This is a genomic window from Bacillus cereus group sp. BfR-BA-01524 (assembly GCF_022662595.1).
Classification (GTDB): Bacteria; Bacillota; Bacilli; order Bacillales; family Bacillaceae_G; genus Bacillus_A; species Bacillus_A thuringiensis_S.
Map to the genome: position 1 here is coordinate 1 of NZ_JAKUDW010000087.1, position 21,707 is coordinate 21,707.

Consider the following 21,707-nt stretch of genomic DNA (forward strand, 5'->3'; position numbering starts at 1 on the left):
GCTGAAGCGGATACCGATGAAATGTATATTGGTATCGGCTCTTTTTATGATAAAGAAAGTGATGAGTTTTTAGTATATGATTGGCGGGCACCTATTTCGAGTCTTTATTATGATTACACTTTAGGAAGGGCACAGTATAAAGCGCCTATTGGTACGATTTCAGGCGATTTGCTTCTAAAACGTCAATACATGATTCGAAACGGAACGATTCAAAGTATGTTTGATACAGGTGTGACGATAGGTGATGAATTATTACAAGAAGTACTTGGACGCAATGCAAGTGAACAAATGAAAAGTATTGTAGCGACAATACAAAGGGAACAAAATCAAATTATTCGAAATGATAAAAGTGATGTGTTAATTGTGCAAGGGACTGCTGGGAGTGGGAAAACTTCAGCAGCACTGCAGCGTGTTGCTTATTTATTGTATCGTTACCGCGGGATAGTTCATGCGGATCAAATTTTACTGTTTTCTCCGAATGAGTTGTTCAATAGTTATATCGCGAATGTTTTACCAGAGCTTGGGGAAGAGAATATGCAACAAACGACTTTCCAATCGTATGTGGAACATATGATTGGAAAAAGCTTTACTGTAGAAGATTCATTCGCGCAGTTAGAATACGTTTTAACGAAAAAGCATGAAAGTACGTATGAAACTAGAGTGAAAGGAATTCGGTATAAATCCTCAGTTGAATTTATGGGACTACTTGAGAAATACGCGAGAAGCTTAAGTGAAAAAGGTTTACACTTTCATGATGTTACATGTAAAGGTGAAGTGCTCATAGAGGCAAAATCCATATGTGAATATTTTTATAGTTTAGATATTTCTATTGCTATACCGAATCGAATGCAACTTACAATGGAATGGATTCTTCAGAAGTTACATGAATTTGAAAAGATAGAAGCGAAAAAAGATTGGGTGGAACGAGAAATTCAGTATTTAAATAAAGAAGATTACAATCGCTTATATGAAAAATTAGAGAAAGATAATCAATTTGATTATTATGAGAAGGAACATGAGCTATTAACGAAATATGTAGTGAAGAAACATTTTCGTTCGTTACGTAGAAAGGTGAAAAAATATGCTTTTATAAATCATACTGCGATTTTTGAGCAGTTATTTGAAAGCATTCAGAAAGATCTTTTCGTACCAAATTGTTGGGAAGATATATGTAAGCAAACGGTGAAGCGTTTGAAGAACAAACAACTAGCAAATGAAGATGCTACGCCGTATTTGTTTTTAAAAGAATTACTGGAAGGGTTTAAAACGAATCATCTTGTGAAGTTTGTATTCGTTGATGAAATGCAAGATTATACACCTTTTCAATTAGTATTTTTAAAACGACTATTTCCGAAGGCGAGATGGACGTTACTTGGTGATTGTAATCAAAATATTTTCTCTCATGATCTTAATAGAGAGAACAATATCGTCTCCACATTATTTGCAGATCGTAAGGTAGAAATAGTCCAGCTTAACCGTAGTTATCGATCGACAAAACCGATAATTGAATTTACAAAGTGTATGATTTTAAATGGAAATGATATTGAAGCTTTTAACAGGGATGGTAAGAAGCCCGTTTATATACAAGTAAGTGATGAACGAGAGCGTGTAGAGAATATGGTGCTTAAGGTGAAAGAGTTAAAAGAAAAAGAACATAAAACAATTGCAATCATTTGTAAAACAAATGAAGAATGTATGAAAGTGATAGGGCTAATAGGGGATACATTACATGCCCATCTTATGCAACAAGAGAATACAACTTATGAGAAAGGCGTTGTTGTTATTCCAGCTTATTTGGCGAAAGGGATAGAGTTTGATGTTGTTATTATATTTGATGCTTCTAAATCCAGCTACTATAGAGAGTCTGAACGCAATTTGTTTTACACAGCATGTACGAGGGCTATGCATGAATTATATGTATATTATGCTGGAGAACTAACGGAATTCCTGACGCATGTTCCAGAAAAATTATATATAAGGGAGAAATGTTAGATGACGAATCAATATAATATTTTTCAAAATTGTAGTAAGGAAGTTGCGTTGGTATTACCAATTCCGAAGTATGTAAAATTAGTACGGGAACATAATGAATTACGTGACGGTGTGAATGTTGCCATTCAGCGTTATCAAGCAGAGGAGCCGTTACATTACGGCGGTGCTCACATTACAATTATTACTTCTCAAAATGGTAAGCGTTTATTAAGCTATACGAGTATGATGCCGGTATACGCTAATACATTACCTCATAAAGATGAGGCGGAAAAAATAGCGATGGATGTAATGGAAAAGGTTGATCAACAATATGCAAGTGGTTTAACTTTACTACGCATAGAAAAACAAACGAGACAGTATAAAGAGGAAAGAGAAATTGTTACTTTCCCTGTTTTGTGGGTGAAAATGATGCATCATAACGGCAGTTTCAACTGGGTAACAATTGGCGGAGAAGGACAAATCATTGAATTTGAGCGCGAAGTACGCTGGGATTATATGATGAGCCGCCGTCAGACAGAAATGTGGTATTACGATGATTGGGTATTGGCGCGTACGGGGAAAGGGCCACAATTAATGGCGCCAGCTGCTTTAGCGTAAAGATTATCTCTTAAAATAATATTCACAAATTTCAATAGGTTTGATATGATTAAATTCGACAAGTTAATAGAGGCCGGAGATATTTGAGAAAAGCCATAAATTTATTTAAGGATACAGGAGTGTATTCTAAATAATTTATGGCTTTTTTTATTGAATGAACCGTGCATAATAGGGAGTTACATGTGAAAAGGAGGGCTATAGAGATTAAATAGGATAATACTAGTTTTCTATATTAAATAATATAGAGAAAGTATAATTGTAAGATTGGAATTTTAATATAGGTTTATAAAAATAATGAAAGTATGTTTTCTATTTCGTGTAAATCTCATTAGCTTGTTGAAATTTGCAACGTAGGAAGGGTTTGAAGGATGAGAAAAATTATTAGCGTATTAGTTATTTTCTTTACGATGGGAAGCATCTTTGCTGGGGGAGCTGTTCATGCAAAGTCAGAAGGAAAGCATGAGTGGAATACGAATAAGTTTTTAAATATTGCACATCGCGGAGCAAGTGGACATGCACCTGAGCATACTTTTGCTTCTTATGATTTAGTGAAAAAAATGAAAGCGGATTATTTAGAGTTAGATATTCAATTAACAAAGGATGGTCAATTAATTGCAATGCATGATACAGCAGTTGATCGCACTACAAATGGAACAGGCGAAGTACGTGATAAAACGTTAAGCGAAATAAAGAGTTTAGATGCTGGATCATGGTTTAATAAAGCGTATCCAGAAAAGGCTAAGCAAGAGTATGTTGGGCAAAAGGTTCCAACTCTTGAAGAAATCTTCCAAAAGTATGGAAGAAGTATGAAGTATTATATTGAAACAAAATCACCAGATGTGTATCCAGGAATGGAAGAGAAATTGTTGGCGTTGTTACAAAAATATAATTTAGTAGGTCAAAACATGTCTTCTAGCCGTGTTATGATTCAATCATTTAGTAAAGATAGTTTGAAAAAGATTCATAGTATGAATGAAAATATTCCGTTAGTTCAATTGCTTTGGTATTATCCAAATGAAAACAATGAAATTGTCGAATGGTCTGGCATTACACATGAACCGAAAAGTGTAACAAATGATGATTTTCAAGAAATTAAAAAGTATGCAGCTGGTATTGGACCAAACTTACGTAATGATAACGGAGAACTAATTATTGATGAGGCATATATGAAAATGGCTAGGAAAAATGGACTGTTAATTCACCCTTATACAATTAATGAGAAACCAGATATGAGACTGTTAATCAAATGGGGTGCTACAGGAATGTTTACAAATTATCCGGATCGATTACATAGTGTATTGAAGGGGAAATAAGTGAAAAAGGGTATACCAGTGTTTTAGGTATACCCTTTTTAATTTAATTCCCCGATAAACAGAATCTCTTTTTCATAGAATTCATCTTCATCATAAATAATTTCTTGAAAGTGAAGCGTTTTGAAGGAATGACAAACTGACATTTCCCATGTCTCCCCAAAATCAATTTCATTTGAAAGAAGAATCCATTTTTGAAATTCACTATTTCTATTAAAGAAATTATGAAAGTAGTCCTCATTTTTAAATATAATGATTTGCGAATCCCACAAATTATTTATAGAAATCAAAACAACAACTCGATATGTATGTGTATTGCTCGGTTTCATATTTATTAAATGATTTGCTTGATTTAATAAGGTTTGAATACATAATCGCTTTACTTTTCTAGGTGTTTTACGAGAGTCAATAAAAGCTTGCGAAACTGGCAATAGCATATTCCAATATTCATCGTTATAGAAAGTAGAAGGGAACGTTTTTGAATGTTCCTCAATTCGCTTTATCATAGTGTTTGTTTTTCGTTTCATACCACGTATTTTCTTTTCACGCATTGAGAGTCATCTCCATAAATTTTTGTAATGCAGCAGAGTGATATATATCTTTTCTAGTAATAAAAGTAGTAGGAACTTTTTTGAAGCTATTTGGCAAAGGATTGAATGATATGTCATGTTTATGACCATTTAAAATAGACTTCATCATAATTGCTACGCCCATACCTGATTTTACACATGCGAGTATCGCTTCAATTGTTCCAAACTCTAATACTCGTTTAGGTGAAATTCCTTCTTCTTGAAGCCAATTTTCTAATAAATTTCTATAATAGCACCCGTGACTAAATGCAAGTAAATTCATGTCTCCTATGTCTTTAAAGGAAGATAAAGGCTTTTTGCTAATGAGAACTAATTCTTCTTCACGAAATATATTTGTATGAAGTTCAGCATGCTGAGTAGAGCCAGCTATAAACGCTCCGTCCAGTTTTCGTTCTATTACAAACCTAATCAATTGTTCCGTCGTATTTGATTCTAAAATCAATTCGACTTTTGGGTATTTCTCATAATAGGCCGTTAATATAGATGGAAGTCTTAAAGCGGTTGTAGATTCTGTACATCCAATTTTTAAAGTGCCCCTTGGTTCGATCCCATTACTTTGAACTGCTTTAACAGATTCATCCATTAAGTGGATAATTTGTTTAGCGTATGTTAATAAAATCTCACCGTTAGAAGTTAAAGTTACACCTTTTCCGTTTCGGTAAAATAAAGGTACACCTAATTCCTTTTCTAGTTGTTTCATACGCATTGTTACGCCAGACTGTACGTAGTTTAAATTTTTAGCTGCGTGAGATATGTTTTTTTCTTTCGCAACTTCGTAAAATACAGTTAAATCTTTTATATCCAAGTATCATCCCTCCATAAAAGGTATCATTTTTTTTGATGGATTACATGATAAATCTTTATTTTATATGATATCAGAACTTTCATACAATGGAAGGGGATGGAGGGATTATTGTGTTGATGGAAGAAAGGGTGAATAGTACTTATAAGTGGGTTATGTTAATTTTAGCGACAGTTGCTCAAACAACAGCGACCCTTATAACGTATGGTGTTGGATCATTTGGTTTATTTTGGAAAGAAGAATATGCACTTACGAATACGGAGGGTGGATTGTTAGTAAGTGTTGTAAATATAGGACCGCTATTTTGTATGCTTTTTGTTGGGCGGCTACTTGATCAATACAATGAAAAGTTGTTAATTTCGATAAATTCATTTTTACTAGGAGGTTCGTTTTTACTGACTAATATGGTCAACGGATTTAATGGGTTACTCTTTGTACTTTTATTAGTAGGAACATTTTATAGTGTTTCGCAGCCAGGAGGAAGTAAGGTGATAATGAAGTGGTTCCGAAAAGAAAATCGTGGGTTAGCGATAGGGATTAGACAAGCTGGTATACCGATTGGTGGCACGTTAGCGGGAGTATTAATCCCGTTTCTTACAATAAAATATAATATGGCTTATGCGGTAAATAGTATTGCATGCATTTGTATAATTGGAGGGTTTTTATTTTTTATATTTTATAAGGAACCATATATTCAGGAGAAAGTTAAACAAGAACGTATTAAACTTTCTTTTTGGATGCAGTTAAAAGAAGTGATGTGTAAAAAAGAGTTGTATGCAATTTATATAACTGGTATTTGTATGATTTCATTGCAAATGGTGTTAGTTGGACATTTTATAAAATTTTTAGTAACAGAACAATCAATTACACCAATTTTAGCCGGAAAAGTATTTTCCGTTATGTTCTTTTCTGGAATGGTTGGTAGGGTTATATTAGCAGCTACTAGTGATTTGTTTTATAAGGGGAATCGGCGGACCCCTTTATTTATAACTGTTTGTATTTCTATTTTCTTCATTCTAATATTAGTAATGAGCATACATACAATAACGAATGTATTGTATGGTGTAAGTGCATTGTTAGGGTTCTTTTCAATTGGATGGTTTAGTCTTTTTATAGCTGAAGTTTCAGAATCAGCAAGTGAAGAATCGGTAGGGATGACAGTGAGTTTTGCACTTACATTAAATCAAATTGCCATTATTGTTGCGCCTGCTTTATTTGGTTATATTGTAGATAAGAAGGGATATACGTACGCGTGGTTATGCATAGTTGTATTACTAACTATTTCAGCGGTTAGCTTATATAGGAAGTATAGAAAATGAAGGAATGTTAGCAATGTAAATTTTTTATGAAGAAAGTCTAAAGAAATGTTGAATGAGCGACATTTCTTTTTTTATTTGTTGTATAATCAAAATGTAAATGAGATTCGTTTTCAATTTCGTTCATTACCTCTTTTGAAATTACCTGTAATTTTAGCCATAATTAGCTGTTTTTCTTTATCGTTATTTGCATGATTTATTTTATTTAAAAATTTTTCAGCATCATTTCCTTTTAATGTTATAATTTGTTTTCCGTAATATTCAATTGATACCATGTTGTTTTTTGTTATCCGATAATGAAACATCTTATCATCTAAACGATTGCGTTTATCGGTATTTTTCATATTACATCTCCATTCTTTTTAGTATATAACAAATGTTACAAAAGAATTTGAAATTATAGTGTAATGCATCCGATTGTATGTTGGAAATTTTGCAAGAAAGAAATACAATAGAGAGTAGTAAAAATTGAAAATGAGAAAAAGGAATCTAGTTTTAACAGAGTGAATATTAAATAATATTATAATATACTTGATAATTAAAAGATATAAAATAGAATGGATCTACGTTAAGTGAAACTAGATAAAAGAGGGTTCCTAGTATGTTAAAGAAATGGTTAATCGTTTTCTTTATTTTTGCTGTTTTTTGTGGAAGTGTTGTTACACTAATACATGCAAATAAAGGAAAAAAATATGATGCAAAGGCATTTTCTAATGTAAATAGTAAGCAAAAAGATGTTAAGCAGGAAGTTGATGCGAATGAGAAAAAGCGTTATGAAATTGCAGCTGGAAAACTAGATCAGTACTTAAAAGATAAAGGATTTAATGGGAGTGTTCTTGTAGCAAGTAAAGATCATGTCATTTTACGAAAAGGCTACGGTTATGCGAATGTGAAAGATCAAGTATTAACGACGCCAAGAACGAAATATCGCATTGGGTCTATTACGAAAACAGTAGTTGCAATATCTATTATGCAACTAAAAGAAAAAGGGAAGTTGAACATTGAAGACAATGTAAATAAATATATCCCATCGTTTCCGGCAGATAAAAACATTACGTTACGAAACTTGTTAACACATACGTCTGGATTACCAGAACAGGGACAAGGTAGTGTTGACGCAGCATCACGGTTAAAATTAGTAACATGGATTGGGGCACAAACGTTACAATTTCCAGCAGGGACAGGATGGAAATATACAGATTATAATTATATGGTGCTTGCATATATTGTAGAAAAAATATCGAATAAACCACTTGCTGAATATGTGAAAGAAAATATTTTGACTCCTGTTGAAATGCATGAATCTGGAATGGGCGCAACACTCCCAGAAGATATTTTCTTAGCAGAAGGGTATACGAAAAAAGATAATAAGTTAATAGCCACGCCTCGCTTAAAAATGAACTGGCTGTATGGTTGTGGTGAAATGTATACGACTGTTGAAGATATGAAAAAGTTAGATGAAGCTATTATGGATGGTAAACTACTTTCTAAACAAAGTGTATCAGATATGTTTTCTGCATCACCTGCAAGAAAATATGGATTTAGTTTCTATATTTACCCAGATTATTATCATAACCACGGTGTATTAGCTGGCTGGAACACTTTTAATAATTTTAACTGGGATAAACGAACATTTGTCATATTATTTTCTAACGTCCAAAATGGTATGAATGATGCATTTAATCAAGAATTTAGGAAAATGGCGAATGATTTAATAGAAGGAAAATAATTATAAAAAATCGGTATTGATATGTAATTATCAATACCGATTTTTTTATTTTGTAAAGTTTTACTTACTGAATAAAGTGAAACTTTAATTAGTGGGGTGTGTTCATCTCCCACCTAACTTCTTTGCTTCCACTGAATTTTGAGGTGGGGGTCTTACTGCCCATAAATAGCGGGATAAATAGGTAAAAAAGGTGATTGGCATTTGAATAAATCTAAATAGGTAGTTAAATGATAAGTAATGCAAAGAACAATTGGTAATTTTTACATTGATAAAAAAGCTTGAGCTTCACACTATGTGAAGCTTTACATTATTGGAGACAAGAACAGGAGGTTGAAAAAATGAAAAAGGCAATAAAGTTTTGTTTAATAGCTACATTATCTACAACGATTATTAGTGGATGCTCTTTTGAGGGTAACAATGAAAATGTTAAAGGGAAAGAAGGAGAAAAAGTAGAGGTACAGAAAAATGCTGGGAAATATACGATGCCAGATGAAAAAGATAAACATGAAGGTACATGGCTGCAATGGCCACATGAGTACACATATGGCGAAGAGTATAAGCAGGAAGTTGAACCTATTTGGGTTAAGATGGCAAGTGCTTTAACTGAGGGTGAGAAAGTCCACATTGTTGCATATGACCAGGAAGAAAAAGAAAGAATCAATAAGCTTTTAACAGATGAAGGGTTAAATATGGAGAAGATTGATTTCTTTATCGCGCCTACTGATGATGTATGGGCAAGGGACAGTGGACCAATTTTTGTTTATGACAGCAACAAAAATCTCAAAATATTAGATCCAGCATTTAATGGTTGGGGGAAGAAGACACCTTATAAAAATGATGCTCAAATACGTAAGAATGTTAGTAAGCAATCAGGAATTGAAAGAATTGATTGGGGAAAATTTGTCCTTGAAGGCGGCGCAATTGAATTAGACAGCAATGGGACTGCGTTATTAACTCGAAGTGCGGTAACGAATAAAAATAGAAATCCTGATTTATCAGAAAAGGAAATTGAAAAATATATAAGTGATCTTGGGGTATCAAACTTTATTTGGTTAGATGGAGTACCTAATTTAGATATTACGGACTTTCATATTGATGGATTTGCTAAATTCCATAATAAATCTACCATTGTAACGATGAAAGAAGATGACCTAGCTGAATGGGGTTTATCCAATAAAGATATGGATACATTGTTAGATGCCAAAAATGCTTCAGGACAGAAATATAAGTATGAATACTTGCCGCTTAGTAAAGAAAAGGTTGCTTTAGAGAATGGAAAAACTCTCGATTATAAGGGATCGTATATCAATTATTATATTGGGAATACAGTTGTATTAGTGCCTAATTATAATGATCCGAATGATAAAATCGCAAACGATACGATTCAGAAGTTATACCCAGATCGTAAAGTAGTCGGTATTGATGTGAGAGAGTTGTATAAAAACGGCGGTATGATTCATTGTGTGACACAACAACAACCAATTGCATTGAAGTAATTAATTGTAATTTCGTTGTGCTGCTATATAGACAAAATAGGTGAAATCTTATCTTTACCTATTTTGTCGTTCCTTATTATTTGTAAAAATAAAAATTAAATATAATGATAATTGAATTGTAGTGTATGTTCGCTTTTCGTTTTATATGGTAAAGGAGAAAAATGTTTGTGTTAAAGAATTTTAAAATAGTGTTTTCGTATTTCCCTATCGTTTTACAGTACATTTTAAATGTAGCTTTAATTTGCTTAGGGGTTGTTCTAAGTGTATTTCTTATGAAAGAAGTCATTCAGTTTATACAAGAACTGAAATTGGATGGTAATGAATCTAGTTATCATTTAATTGATAGTATCGTCGTATTCTTTCTGTACTTCGAATTCATCGTAATGATTATAAAGTATTTTCAAATGAATTTTCATTTTCCATTACGATATTTTATATATATAGGTATAACAGCTATTGTTCGTCTTATTATTATAGATGACGATAGTCCGTTAGATTTATTGTTATATGCCTGTGCAATTTTTGTATTAATTAGTGCGTTGTTCATTGCGAATTCTAAAATGATGCGTCGGGATTTAGAATAGTGAACATTTGTTGTTGAATTAAATAAGATATTTTATCTTTTTGAAAAAAGGAGTAACAGTATTGAAAGAAATAATCTTAACCAGCCTCATAATGATAGGATTTATGATTCTATTATTTAATTGTATACTTTCATGATTTAAAAGAATAAAAGGTTAATAGAGAAAGAGGTTTTTGTAAATATGGTTCATTACAATAATCAAAATAGTTTACATCAAATATTTACATTAAAAGGGACAATTATAAGAGATATTTTCCCGCAAATCGTATTATATACGTGTATTTCAACGATAGTAGCTGTGATTAATTATTACTATACAGAAATAAATATAAATCAGACTCCCTGGGTAATCGTCGGAGGAGCTTTAGGATTACTATTAGTGTTTCGTACGAATACTGCCTATGATCGGTACTGGGAAGGTAGAAAGCTGTTTGGCACGATTGGTGCTTGTACTAGAAATTTAGCAATTAGTTTTTTGTGTCATTGGGATTCTAAAGGGAAGAGTATGGAGCAGGAAAAAATAAAATTTTTACATCTATTAATTGCATTTCCAAAGTTAGCGAAAGGACACTTGAGAGAGGAAAAAGATTTATCTGAAGTGAAATCATTGCTTGCTGTCTGTTCTGAGAAGGAAAAAGCATTTTTGGTTGAGTCCAATCATTTACCGATTAGTATAGTTTTTATGTTAAAAACTATACTATCAAAAGGTTTGAAAACGGGGCAAATTCATCCAAATGCGATAATTAGTATGGAAACGGATTTGAATACGTTACTTACATCTGTGGGGGGATGTGATCGTATCAAAACAACACCTATTCCTTTTGCATATTTTGCTCATATAAAAATTTTATTGATTATATTTTGTGCGACTTTACCGATTGGTCTTGTTGATAGTCTCGGCTGGTTTACAGTACTTGCGACTACGTTTATAAGTTTTGCATTCATAGGTATTGAAGCAATAGGGGTTGAAATTGAAGATCCCTTTGGTCAGGATCCAAATGATCTTCCGCTAGAAGGAATTTGTATAGGAGTAGAAGCGCATTTAGTGAATCTATATAATCAAAACGATCTATTAGAAGTAATGGGTTTGAATCGTGATAAAAAAATCATTTAATCATTTATTGTTGTTTTAAAATAGGTTATTTAAAAAACTTGTCAAGAGTCAATTTAAGGCTTAACGTCAGCTTTATATTTTTTATATAAATATATAATATTTCTCCATGCTATAATCCATTCATGAAATGTACATGTTGCATGAGTTGTAATGAAAAAAGATATAAATTTAGGAATAGTTTGCTTTGTGAAATCAGTTATGTAACTACTATTAAAAAGCGAGGTAAATAATATGGAACAAAAACATAATGGCATTATTTTTACTGCAATACCAGACGAATCGAATGAATATTATCAACCATTTTATGAAGACTTGATTTACTTTAATGAATGTTTAAATGAAAAGAAATCAATTGCGGATCAACTTATATCTTTATCTGTTGAAGAACAAGACTTTCATACGAGCTGTTTTGAGTATGATGATATTTGGCTAAGAGATGTTGCACCGGTTGTCACAAATCATCTAGTTAAATTTAAATATCGACCAAATTATTTGCCAGATGATCAAGGGCGATATTTAGATCAACAATTTAATAAATGGTTGAAAAAGAATGACTTTGAATATGTAAAATCCCCATTAATATTAGATGGTGGTAATCTTATTTGGAATAAAAAAGATACCGTAATATTAACAGAACGTATATTTGATGATAACGATGATTGGACAGAAGAGGAAATTATTGAGCAGTTAGAATGTGATTTAGATGTGAGTCGAGTTATTATTATTCCTGCTGAAGAAGGGGATGTACTAGCACACGCAGACGGAATGGTTAAATTTATTGATGAACATACAATGTTTATTAGTGATTTTTTAGGGGATCATGAATTTAGATATAGTGTTCAAGAGATTATTCAAGAACAAATGCCAGAAGCTGCATTTATAGTTGTTCCTTCATCATATACAGAGAAAGGACAATATGATCAAGAGATAGCATCGGCAAAAGGGTTGTATATAAATATGTTAGAATCATGTGATGCTCTTTATGTTCCTAAGTTTGGACTAGCTAAAGATGAGGAAGTTTTACGATATATTCAACAGTATACGGAGAAGCAAGTTATTCAAATTCATGTAGGAGAAATATCAACAATGGGAGGCGCAATGAATTGTTTAACATGGTATTGTCCAAGTCATTTGTTACCTTCAAAAATGAGAAGATTAAAAAATCAGAATGAAGATTTTTCAATGAAGAAGATTTTTGATTGGTTTTAATAAATAAGTAATGAAAAGAAAATATATTCAAGGAGTATTGATATGTATACCATCGCTGAGTTTTCTCGGATTTGTAAAATGAGTACGCGGATGTTAAGACATTATGACAAAGAGGAGATATTAAAACCGGTATATGTGAATCCGGTTAATGGGTATAGGTATTATGAACAAGGGCAGTTGGAAGTAGCGTTGAAAATCAAAAAGCTAAGGGAGTATAAATTTCCTCTTCCAAAAATTAAAATTGTTTTGCAGTCATCAGATCAAGATTCGTTTGTTCAACATATACAATCACAAATTATCGAGTTGTCTCATGAAGTGAAGCAAAATTTACAGGTTATTTCAGAAATGAATGAAATGGTAAAGGTGAATAGTAGTCTAAATATTGCTCGTCATAGAAATTACGATATATTAATGGGAATGAGGAATGAAGTAACGATAATTACTCAAAGAGTAAAAATAGATATAGATGATATGGATGATTATTTTTATGACTTATATGAAGAGGTACAAAAAAATGATTTTCAAATAGTCGGTTCGCCATCTGCAGTCTTTTATGATGAAGAATATATTCCAAGTAACAGTGATATTGAATTAAGAATCCCGGTTATGCAGGGGAATGATGAAGACGTAGTACAAGAATATGAAATGAAAAAACTAAGTCCACATCAAATCGTTACTACTATGCATTATGGAAGTTACGACTATATAGGTTACGCTTATATAGCGTTAGAAGAATGGGTTGAAAAAAATGGGTATGTAATAGTTAATTCGCCATATGAGGTTTATATAAAGGGACCTGAATGTGATTGTTTAGCAGAAGAGTATGTGACACAAATTTGTTTTTTAGTTACGAAAATAGAATGAGAATAAGGATTGACATTAACATTATGTCAATCCTTATTCTATGTACGAAAGCAATTTATCATAATAAAAAGGAGAGAGAATATGAGAAGAACAATCATGATTATTTGTCTAGTTCTAAGTATGGTATGGATTTCGGCATGTACTTCTAGAGTAGGAGAAGGTGAGAGTGGTAGCGCTGTACTACCTAATCAGTTACCTAAAAGTGTAGTGTTTAAAAATGGTACAATCTATACTTCAAATGAAAAGCAAGATATCGTAGAGGCTGTAGCCGTTAAAGAGGGGAAAATTACATTTGTTGGTTCAAACAAGGATGTAGAGGCATTTATAAATGAAGATACGAAAGTGGTGGATTTAGAAGGACGTTTTATCCTCCCTGGTTTTGTGGACAATCATAATCATATATTTGAAGCGAAATCACCAGCAGCAGGAAATTGTAGTGTTTCATCAGATGCTTCTCTGCAAAAACAACGCTCGTATTTAAAGGCTTGTAAAAAAGGTGTGAAAGATGGCGAATGGATAAGTGGAACGGGATTCAGTTTGGAAGAGCTGTTAAAAGATATGGACGAAAAATCAGAACAACAAACCCCATTACAAGTTCTTGATGAGTTATTTCCTAATAATCCAGTATTAATTATGGAAAGAACGTCCCATTCTGTATGGGTTAATTCAAAGGCACTCGAGTTAGCTGGAATAAATAAAGATACGAAAGATCCACAAGGTGGAAGGATTATTCGGGATTCCGAGACAGGAGAACCGTTTGGTATTCTTTATGATACAGCAGGAGATATCGTGATGGAAAAAGCATGGAACTCTCAACCAAATCTCTTTGAAAAAAATTATGAAGGTTTGTTAGACGGTTTAGATGAGGTTGCGAAGAATGGTATTACTACAGTTGGTGATGGACGTCTTTATTGGAAGCGAGGTTGGTTAGAAGTTTGGAATAAAGTAAATGACGAAAAAAAGCTAACAACGCGAGTAGTACTTCGTCCATGGGTATATCCAAATTTAAATGAAACAGAACAAATGGAGTATTTCCAAAAAATTAAACGTGATGATCTGTCATCCCGCATGCTTATTAATCAAGTGAAAATGTATAGTGATGGAATTAGTATTAATAGTACTGCAAAAACACTAGAAAAATATAAATTTGAGTGGTTTAAAGGAACCCCGTATGGCTTGAACTATATTCCGGAAGAAAAAATGAAATGGTGGTTAACAGAGCTTAATAAAATTGGTTACGGTGCACTCATTCACACAATTGGTGATGGTGGGGTAAGAGAGAGTTTAAATGCGATTGAAGCAGCGAAAAAAGAAGGCGCAAAACAGCCGTATACACTTACGCATGTGGAAATGGTAGAAGATAGTGATATAGATCGTTTTGCTAAATTAGGTATTAGCGCTGATTTTCAAGTAGGTCATGATTTTGCGGAAGATCCAAAACAAAGCTGGGCAAGTACGTATTTTACAAATCAGCAAATGAAACGAATTATGCCGTTAGGGCGAATTTGGAAAACCGGTGCGAATGTATCACTTAGTAGTGATTGGGATGTAAATGAACTGAATCCGCTTGTGACGATTTCGAATGCATTAAGCATTGATGAAAAGGGTTTGTCTGATGTATACGCAGCTATTGATGCTTATACAATTAAGCCAGCGAAAGCATTAGGGCTTGATAATATAACTGGCTCGATAGAAGTTGGAAAATCAGCTGATATGATACTACTAAATGAAGATATTACTAAAATGAGTGCCGATAAGATTCCAAATGCGAAAGTATTAGTGACGGTTTTACAAGGAGAAGTAGTGTATCACAAGGCGAAATAAAGAGTCACCTTATAAAGTTGCTACAAGTAAATGAAGATATTCCTGTTGACCTTAACACGATGTCAAAGTATAGACTGTACGTACATTCATATAAGGGGTGAACACGTATGAGAAATATAGAAAATAGTTTGTTTTATATGCCTGCGGAATGGGAGAAACATGAAGGTACATGGCTCCAATGGCCACATGATAAAGCACATAGAGGTGAAGGTTATAGAGCTAAGTTAGATGATATTTGGATATCGATGGCAAAGGAGCTTCACTATGGAGAAAATGTCCATATTGTTGTATGTGATGAAGAAGAGAAAATACATGTCCAATCGAAGTTAATGGAAGCTAATGTAAATATGGATAAAATTGATTTCTTAATTCAAGAAACTGATGATATTTGGATAAGAGATAACGGACCAATCTTTGTAACGGATAAGGAAGGGAATCGCTGCCTAACGCACTGGATATTTAATGGTTGGGGAAATAAATATCCGTACGAAAAAGACGCTAATATTCCGAATAAAATAAGTGAAATGTATCGCATTCCAAAAGTTGAATCTAGTGTCTGTCTAGAGGGCGGGGGAATTGAGATAAACGGAAACGGGACCTTAATGGCGGCGAAAACGTCTATTATAAATGAAAATCGAAATCCCACACTAAGTCAGAAAGAAATTGAAATGGAGTTAACGAAATATTTAGGAGTAACGAATTTTATATGGATAACTGGTATACGCGGAGAAGATAATTATGATGAAGATACGGATTATCATATTGATGGCGCGGCACGGTTTGTAAATGAAAATACGATACTGTATGAATATGATCCTTTCGGTGAAGGAGAGCCATACCTTTTGGAGGCGTACGAAAAGCATTATCAAGAATTGCGACGAGCGAAAAATATAGATGGAAAGCCATTTCAGCTCATTCCAGTACCAGTAACAAGAAAAGTGGTAAAAGAAGCAGACTGTAAGGGTTCATATTTGAATTTTTATATTGGTAATGAAGTCGTATTAGTTCCTGTATATGGCGATGAACATGACAAGTTAGGGCTGCAAATTATTGAAGGTCAGTTTCCAGGAAGAAGAATTGTCGGTATTTATGTGAATGAATTGTATGCGTATGGTGGTATGATTCACTGTGTGACGCAGCAGCATATAGAATAGAGTAATTCAAATGAAAAAGCATGCAGAGCATATACTCTGCATGCTTTTTATAATGCTGAAAACTCCTCAACAAGTTGAGTGAATTGTTTCAATGCACTTTCAATCGGTTCTGGCGTAGTTAAATCAACACCAGCTTTTTTCAATAGGTTTAGTGGATAATCAGAACTTCCACCTTTCAGGAATTCAATATAATTTTTCTGAGCATTCGGATCACCGCTTAATAGTTTATCAGCGATTTGAATGGCAGATGCGAATCCAGTTGCATATTTGTATACGTAAAACGGGCGGTAGAAATGAGGGATTCTAGCCCATCCGTATTTTACTTCTTCATCAAATACAAGTGAATCACCGTTATATTCTTTAAATAGTTTTTCATAAATTTCACTGAAGACTTGTGCATTTAATGGTTTACCTTGTTCCGCCATTTCATGTGTGATTTTTTCAAATTCTGCAAACATAATTTGTGTAAAGAAAGTACCTTTGAATTTTTCAATAAAATGGTTAACTAAATGGTTACGCACGTTCGTTTCTTTTGCTTCTTTTAATAAATAGTGAATTAATAACACTTCATTTACTGTAGAAGCGACTTCTGCCACAAAGATAGAATAATGTGCAGAAATTCTTGGTTGGTATCCATGTGAATAGTGCGTATGCATACCGTGCCCGCATTCATGAGTAAGAGTGAACAGGCTATTTAAATCATCGTGATGATTTAAAAGAATGAAAGGATGAACACCATATACACCAAAGTTATAAGCACCAGAACGTTTTCCTGGTGTTTCTCTTACGTCTATATATCGTTTATCTTTAAAACTTTTTAATGTCTCAATATATTCTTCTCCTAAAGGAGCTAGTGATGCAATCATAATGTCAAATGCTTCACTATATGGGATGTCTTGTTTTGCACCTTCTACTAAATCGACGCCTAAGTCGTATTGTCTTAGTTCATCTACGTTTAATTTTTCTTTTCGAATTTCATTGTATGTATGTAATGTTTGAATGTTTTTTTTCGTTGTATCAATAAGGTTTTCATATACTTCTTTCGGAACCATATCGCCAAATAATGATTTCTCTAGCGCTGATGGATAGTTTCTTAGCTTCGAAACGGTAACATTATTTTTAATAGCAGCGGATAAAGTAGATGCGATGGAATTCTTTAACTGAACATATGGTTTGTAATATGCTTTATAAGCTTCTTTACGCTTTTCACGATTCGTATCTTCTATTAACTTTGCATACATTCCGCGTGTTAAGTTCACTTTTTCTCCATCGTCAGTCGTCACTTCACCAAATAATATATCTGCATTGTTTAACATACCAAATGTGTGCTGTGGAGAAGAAAGAGCTTCACCCATCTGTGATAAAATTTCTTCTTGGTCCTTATTCAATACGTGTTTTTTATAACGGTATAATTCAAACAAGTCTTCTTTATAATATTGTAAGCCTTCTGTTTCTTCTATGTAAGAGTGTAATGTGCTTTCGTCTATGCTAAGTAAGAAGGGGGAAAAGAAAGATTTAGCTGCACTTACTTTCACGTGTAATTGTGATACTTTATCGACAAGAGATTGCGCGTCAGTATCGCGTGTATCAAGGTCAGATTGTAATCGTGCATAAGCGAACATTAAAGATATTATGCTAGAAATTTCTTCACTCTTCGTTAAATAAGCTAATAAACTATTGCCATCGTGAATAGTGCCATTAAACTCGTGTAATTCCTTCGTTAATACTTCAATTTTATGAAAATCACTTTCCCAATCTTCAATTGTATGGTAAATGTCTGTTAAATCCCATTTTTCTATATCAGCTACTTGTAATCGATCTTTAAGTTCTGTCATAATCATTTCCTTTCTAAACATGTAGTTATATTTCTATATAACTATGAAATACAACAAATTGCAAAAAATCCCTGCTGAAAATTGAAAAGCCTTGCTAAAATAACAAGGCTTACATACTTATAGTGTAATTCCAAATTTTGAATGTAAAAGGTTTGTATATTGCATGTCTGTAACGGTTTCTTTCATTTTTTCACCATTTTTCGCTACTGTAAGGCTATCTTTCGTTAAAGAGGCATGCCCATCTTCAGTTAGTTTTACAATAAGAGGTACTTTATTAAAGGGTGATCCTTCATGTTCAACTATAATTTTTTGTGCTGTATTTGCTTTTTCTTCATCCACTTCTTCTATATAAAATGCATAGCCTAACGTCCAATCATCAGCAGAAGATTGATCCAAGAACTCATTGTTTTTCCGCATCTCTAAAATGTAGTTTCCCTTTTCGGTCATTTCTTTACGAATACGATAATCTCCTGTAACAGAGTGAATGACTTCACCTGAGAAAGGGACAGGGGCAAGAGGTAAGTATGATCCGAATCCTACTTCAATTAAATAAAGTTCATTATGATGTGTTAAAACGGTTGCAATATGGCCAGAATCAACAGCCCATATGGAGTTTGCAGCGTTATAAACTGTTCCTGAAACGAGATGAACATCGAATCCAGAATCTTTCAGGAAGTAATACATAGTAGGATTGAGTTCATAACAAAGACCGCCACGGTTATTTACTAAAATTTTCTCTTTCAAATTTTCTTTTGATATTTCTTTAAAATTTTTTTCGAGAATATTTAAGTTTTCAAAAGGAACAGTTTGTGCCATTGCGTACATAATGTTAGATAAATCTTCAAATGAAACTGTGTCTTTTTCTTCTATATGTAATCGTGCGAAAAATTGTTTTTGAAAGTCTGTCATAGAAATCCCTCCGTTATGCTTTTATAGGTAAATTGTAAACAATCTTGAATAGGATGTGAAATTAAAACTACGTTGAATATTTGAAGTGAGACTAAAAATAATGTGGGAGAGTGAGAGATTGCTACTTTACTAACGACGGAACGAATATTATAATAATTTTGATAAACTATGCAAACGCTTTCTTGGAAGGGGATGGTGTAAAGATGTTTAAAAGAATAACAATAGTCGGATTGTCAGTTGTTTTGTTTTTACCTGGTATATATGGGGAGAGTAAGGCGTATGCAGATACAGTTAACAATGGAACGTTAATGCAGTATTTTGAGTGGTACGCTCCGAATGATGGGAATCATTGGAACCGTTTGCGTACTGATGCTGAAAATTTAGCGCAAAAAGGAATTACATCTGTTTGGATACCACCTGCATATAAAGGAACTACGCAAAATGACGTAGGATATGGAGCATATGATTTATATGATTTGGGGGAATTCAATCAAAAGGGAACAGTGCGGACGAAATATGGGACGAAAGCACAATTGAAATCTGCAATTGACGCTTTACATAAGAAAAACATCGATGTATACGGTGATGTAGTTATGAATCATAAAGGTGGGGCTGATTATACGGAAACTGTCACAGCAGTTGAGGTAGACCCGAGCAATCGAAATATTGAAGTATCAGGTGATTATGAAATTAGTGCGTGGACAGGCTTTAACTTTCCAGGGCGTGGAGATTCTTATTCTAATTTCAAATGGAAATGGTATCATTTTGACGGAACAGATTGGGATGAAGGAAAGAAATTAAACCGAATTTATAAATTTAGGGGCATAGGTAAAGCGTGGGACTGGGAAGTGTCTAGCGAGAATGGGAATTATGATTATTTGATGTACGCGGATCTTGATTTTGATCATCCAGATGTTGCGAATGAAATGAAAAAATGGGGAACGTGGTATGCGAAGGAATTAAATTTAGATGGCTTTCGTTTAGATGCTGTTAAACATATTGATCATGAATATTTGCGCGATTGGGTAAATCATGTTAGACAGCAAACGGGGAAAGAAATGTTTACAGTAGCTGAATATTGGCAAAATGATATCCAGACTTTAAATAATTATTTAGCGAAGGTCAATTATAATCAATCTGTGTTCGATGCACCACTGCATTATAATTTTCATTATGCTTCAACAGGAAATGGGAATTATGATATGAGAAATATTTTAAAAGGAACGGTAGTTGCGAATCATCCTACACTTGCGGTTACTCTAGTTGAAAATCATGATTCACAGCCTGGTCAGTCATTGGAATCTGTAGTGAGCCCTTGGTTCAAACCGTTGGCATATGCATTTATTTTAACGCGTGCAGAGGGATATCCTTCTGTTTTCTATGGTGATTACTATGGTACAAAAGGAAATAGTAATTATGAAATTCCAGCGTTAAAGGACAAAATTGATCCGATTTTGACGGCACGAAAAAACTTTGCATACGGTACGCAGCGTGATTATTTTGATCATCCAGATGTGATTGGCTGGACAAGAGAAGGTGATAGTGTACATGCTAATTCTGGTTTAGCAACATTAATCTCTGATGGACCAGGAGGGTCAAAGTGGATGGATGTTGGAAAGAATAATGCAGGGGAAGTATGGTACGATATTACGGGTAATCAAACAAATACTGTAACAATTAATAAGGATGGTTGGGGACAGTTCCAAGTAAGCGGAGGATCAGTTTCCATATATGTTCAGCAGTAATTTGGTGATGAAAAAGAAGAGGTAGACTGAAATATAAGTCTTCCTCTTCTTTTTATATTGTGCATATTTATCCCGCTATTTGTGGTCAGTCCGATTGGTGAGGGCTTATTAAAGTTTCACTTTATTTTTCCTGAATCTTTATTGTAATAAAAGAGTTAGTCGACCTTTATAACAACAAGAGAGGCATTGGAGTATATAATGTCACCCGTGGCTTCTCTTATTCGTACTCGAAGAACATCCCCTTGATTTAAAGATAGTAAATCAGTTCTGGCGGATGTAGCTCTTACCCCAGAATCACCACCAACTCGCGTTTCGATTGCGAATTGAATGGAATCGTTTATTGTAAGATTTAATATACTAGACGATATAGCTTGTATTACAAATACAATTGAAAAGGATACAGAGTACACGCCAGTGGTATCAATTGTAATAGAATTATTTAATGGATTTATAGTAGTTCCACTAGCAGGTCCTGGAATGGTAAAATTAACATTTGTATTAACTACTGCTGAAAAACCGATTCCTACTTCAGAAGTTATTGTTCCAAATACGGGAAGGATCCCTAAACCGGTTGCGCCAGTAGGACCAGTTATTCCGATTCCGGTAGGACCTGTACCCCCAGTAGGACCAGTTATTCC

Annotated in this window: 19 protein-coding genes; 13 read left to right on the forward strand and 6 right to left on the reverse strand. The window is 33.6% G+C overall.

Features of this window, described 5'->3' with window-relative positions:
• The 3 genes from helD to MR170_RS23700 all read left to right on the forward strand — a co-directional run.
• Positions 1-1,992: RNA polymerase recycling motor HelD (gene helD / locus MR170_RS23690; RefSeq protein ID WP_242309554.1), on the forward strand; the 1,992-nt coding region annotated here is incomplete at its 5' end.
• Positions 1,993-2,589, forward strand: coding sequence for a hypothetical protein (locus MR170_RS23695; RefSeq protein ID WP_016080765.1), 597 nt, complete (start codon positions 1,993-1,995; stop codon positions 2,587-2,589).
• 368 nt (positions 2,590-2,957) lie between these two features.
• Positions 2,958-3,902 (forward strand): glycerophosphodiester phosphodiesterase, encoded by a 945-nt coding sequence (locus tag MR170_RS23700; protein ID WP_242309556.1) that lies wholly within the window; start codon positions 2,958-2,960, stop codon positions 3,900-3,902.
• Positions 3,903-3,940: 38 nt separating this feature from the next.
• On the opposite strand, the gene MR170_RS23705 is transcribed toward MR170_RS23700, so the two are convergent.
• Both MR170_RS23705 and MR170_RS23710 read right to left on the reverse strand, forming a co-directional pair.
• Complete coding sequence (locus tag MR170_RS23705) at positions 3,941-4,450, reverse strand: DUF3916 domain-containing protein (RefSeq protein ID WP_242309558.1); 510 nt, start codon at positions 4,448-4,450, stop codon at positions 3,941-3,943.
• Positions 4,443-5,294: a LysR family transcriptional regulator gene (locus tag MR170_RS23710; RefSeq protein WP_242309560.1), complete on the reverse strand. Its 852-nt coding sequence runs from the start codon at positions 5,292-5,294 to the stop codon at positions 4,443-4,445. Before MR170_RS23710 ends, MR170_RS23705 begins: the two co-directional genes overlap by 8 nt.
• Positions 5,295-5,380: 86 nt before the next feature.
• On the opposite strand from MR170_RS23710, the gene MR170_RS23715 reads away from it, so the two are divergent.
• Positions 5,381-6,610, forward strand: a complete 1,230-nt coding sequence (locus MR170_RS23715) for an MFS transporter (protein ID WP_242309562.1) — start codon at positions 5,381-5,383, stop codon at positions 6,608-6,610.
• A gap of 110 nt (positions 6,611-6,720) precedes the next feature.
• Here the strand turns inward: MR170_RS23715 and MR170_RS23720 are convergent, their stop codons facing one another.
• On the reverse strand, positions 6,721-6,951 hold the full coding sequence (locus tag MR170_RS23720) for a hypothetical protein (RefSeq protein WP_050844380.1): 231 nt from the start codon (positions 6,949-6,951) through the stop codon (positions 6,721-6,723).
• Positions 6,952-7,208: 257 nt separating this feature from the next.
• Between MR170_RS23720 and MR170_RS23725 the strand changes: the two genes are divergently transcribed.
• The 8 genes from MR170_RS23725 (at position 7,209) to MR170_RS23760 (ending at position 16,580) form a co-directional block, all read left to right on the forward strand.
• Positions 7,209-8,336 carry a serine hydrolase domain-containing protein gene (locus tag MR170_RS23725; RefSeq protein ID WP_029442921.1) on the forward strand — a complete coding sequence of 376 codons (1,128 nt, stop codon included), beginning with the start codon at positions 7,209-7,211 and terminating at the stop codon, positions 8,334-8,336.
• Between the two features lie 338 nt (positions 8,337-8,674).
• Positions 8,675-9,832 (forward strand): agmatine deiminase family protein, encoded by a 1,158-nt coding sequence (locus MR170_RS23730; protein WP_016080772.1) that lies wholly within the window; start codon positions 8,675-8,677, stop codon positions 9,830-9,832.
• A 167-nt stretch (positions 9,833-9,999) separates the two neighbouring features.
• A complete protein-coding gene (psiE, locus tag MR170_RS23735; protein ID WP_242309564.1) occupies positions 10,000-10,416 on the forward strand; it encodes a phosphate-starvation-inducible protein PsiE in 417 nt (138 codons plus the stop codon).
• A 180-nt stretch (positions 10,417-10,596) separates the two neighbouring features.
• Positions 10,597-11,529, forward strand: coding sequence for a bestrophin family protein (locus MR170_RS23740; RefSeq protein ID WP_242309566.1), 933 nt, complete (start codon positions 10,597-10,599; stop codon positions 11,527-11,529).
• A gap of 231 nt (positions 11,530-11,760) precedes the next feature.
• Positions 11,761-12,738 (forward strand): agmatine deiminase family protein, encoded by a 978-nt coding sequence (locus MR170_RS23745; protein ID WP_242309568.1) that lies wholly within the window; start codon positions 11,761-11,763, stop codon positions 12,736-12,738.
• Positions 12,739-12,780: 42 nt separating this feature from the next.
• The gene (locus MR170_RS23750; RefSeq protein WP_242309570.1) at positions 12,781-13,602 is read left to right on the forward strand and encodes a MerR family transcriptional regulator; all 822 of its coding nucleotides are present in this window, start codon (positions 12,781-12,783) and stop codon (positions 13,600-13,602) included.
• 81 nt (positions 13,603-13,683) lie between these two features.
• Positions 13,684-15,426, forward strand: a complete 1,743-nt coding sequence (locus tag MR170_RS23755; protein ID WP_242309572.1) for an amidohydrolase — start codon at positions 13,684-13,686, stop codon at positions 15,424-15,426.
• A 107-nt stretch (positions 15,427-15,533) separates the two neighbouring features.
• On the forward strand, positions 15,534-16,580 hold the full coding sequence (locus MR170_RS23760) for an agmatine deiminase family protein (RefSeq protein WP_224980001.1): 1,047 nt from the start codon (positions 15,534-15,536) through the stop codon (positions 16,578-16,580).
• A gap of 47 nt (positions 16,581-16,627) precedes the next feature.
• Here MR170_RS23760 and pepF read toward each other — a convergent pair whose 3' ends face one another.
• Both pepF and MR170_RS23770 read right to left on the reverse strand, forming a co-directional pair.
• A complete protein-coding gene (gene pepF / locus MR170_RS23765) occupies positions 16,628-18,415 on the reverse strand; it encodes an oligoendopeptidase F (protein WP_242309574.1) in 1,788 nt (595 codons plus the stop codon).
• 117 nt (positions 18,416-18,532) lie between these two features.
• Positions 18,533-19,324, reverse strand: a complete 792-nt coding sequence (locus MR170_RS23770; RefSeq protein WP_242309576.1) for an arylamine N-acetyltransferase family protein — start codon at positions 19,322-19,324, stop codon at positions 18,533-18,535.
• Positions 19,325-19,527: 203 nt separating this feature from the next.
• Between MR170_RS23770 and amyS the strand changes: the two genes are divergently transcribed.
• Entirely contained in the window at positions 19,528-21,069 is a 1,542-nt protein-coding gene (gene amyS / locus MR170_RS23775) for an alpha-amylase (RefSeq protein ID WP_242309578.1), read from the forward strand.
• Positions 21,070-21,224: 155 nt separating this feature from the next.
• Here the strand turns inward: amyS and betA are convergent.
• On the reverse strand, positions 21,225-21,707 hold a 483-nt coding region (gene betA, locus MR170_RS23780), incomplete at its 5' end, for a collagen-like exosporium glycoprotein BetA (RefSeq protein WP_242309580.1).

Excerpts from the sequence above, each read along its gene's own strand:
- MR170_RS23770 (WP_242309576.1), bottom strand. The coding sequence starts at position 19,324 with ATGACAGACTTTCAAAAACAATTTTTCGCACGATTACATATAGAAGAA.
- MR170_RS23730 (WP_016080772.1), top strand. The coding sequence starts at position 8,675 with ATGAAAAAGGCAATAAAGTTTTGTTTAATAGCTACATTATCTACAACG.
- MR170_RS23740 (WP_242309566.1), top strand. The coding sequence starts at position 10,597 with ATGGTTCATTACAATAATCAAAATAGTTTACATCAAATATTTACATTA.
- amyS (WP_242309578.1), top strand. The coding sequence starts at position 19,528 with ATGTTTAAAAGAATAACAATAGTCGGATTGTCAGTTGTTTTGTTTTTA.
- MR170_RS23720 (WP_050844380.1), bottom strand. The coding sequence starts at position 6,951 with ATGAAAAATACCGATAAACGCAATCGTTTAGATGATAAGATGTTTCAT.
- MR170_RS23695 (WP_016080765.1), top strand. The coding sequence starts at position 1,993 with ATGACGAATCAATATAATATTTTTCAAAATTGTAGTAAGGAAGTTGCG.
- MR170_RS23755 (WP_242309572.1), top strand. The coding sequence starts at position 13,684 with ATGAGAAGAACAATCATGATTATTTGTCTAGTTCTAAGTATGGTATGG.
- MR170_RS23700 (WP_242309556.1), top strand. The coding sequence starts at position 2,958 with ATGAGAAAAATTATTAGCGTATTAGTTATTTTCTTTACGATGGGAAGC.
- pepF (WP_242309574.1), bottom strand. The coding sequence starts at position 18,415 with ATGACAGAACTTAAAGATCGATTACAAGTAGCTGATATAGAAAAATGG.
- MR170_RS23750 (WP_242309570.1), top strand. The coding sequence starts at position 12,781 with ATGTATACCATCGCTGAGTTTTCTCGGATTTGTAAAATGAGTACGCGG.
- MR170_RS23760 (WP_224980001.1), top strand. The coding sequence starts at position 15,534 with ATGAGAAATATAGAAAATAGTTTGTTTTATATGCCTGCGGAATGGGAG.
- MR170_RS23715 (WP_242309562.1), top strand. The coding sequence starts at position 5,381 with ATGGAAGGGGATGGAGGGATTATTGTGTTGATGGAAGAAAGGGTGAAT.
- MR170_RS23705 (WP_242309558.1), bottom strand. The coding sequence starts at position 4,450 with ATGCGTGAAAAGAAAATACGTGGTATGAAACGAAAAACAAACACTATG.
- MR170_RS23745 (WP_242309568.1), top strand. The coding sequence starts at position 11,761 with ATGGAACAAAAACATAATGGCATTATTTTTACTGCAATACCAGACGAA.
- MR170_RS23725 (WP_029442921.1), top strand. The coding sequence starts at position 7,209 with ATGTTAAAGAAATGGTTAATCGTTTTCTTTATTTTTGCTGTTTTTTGT.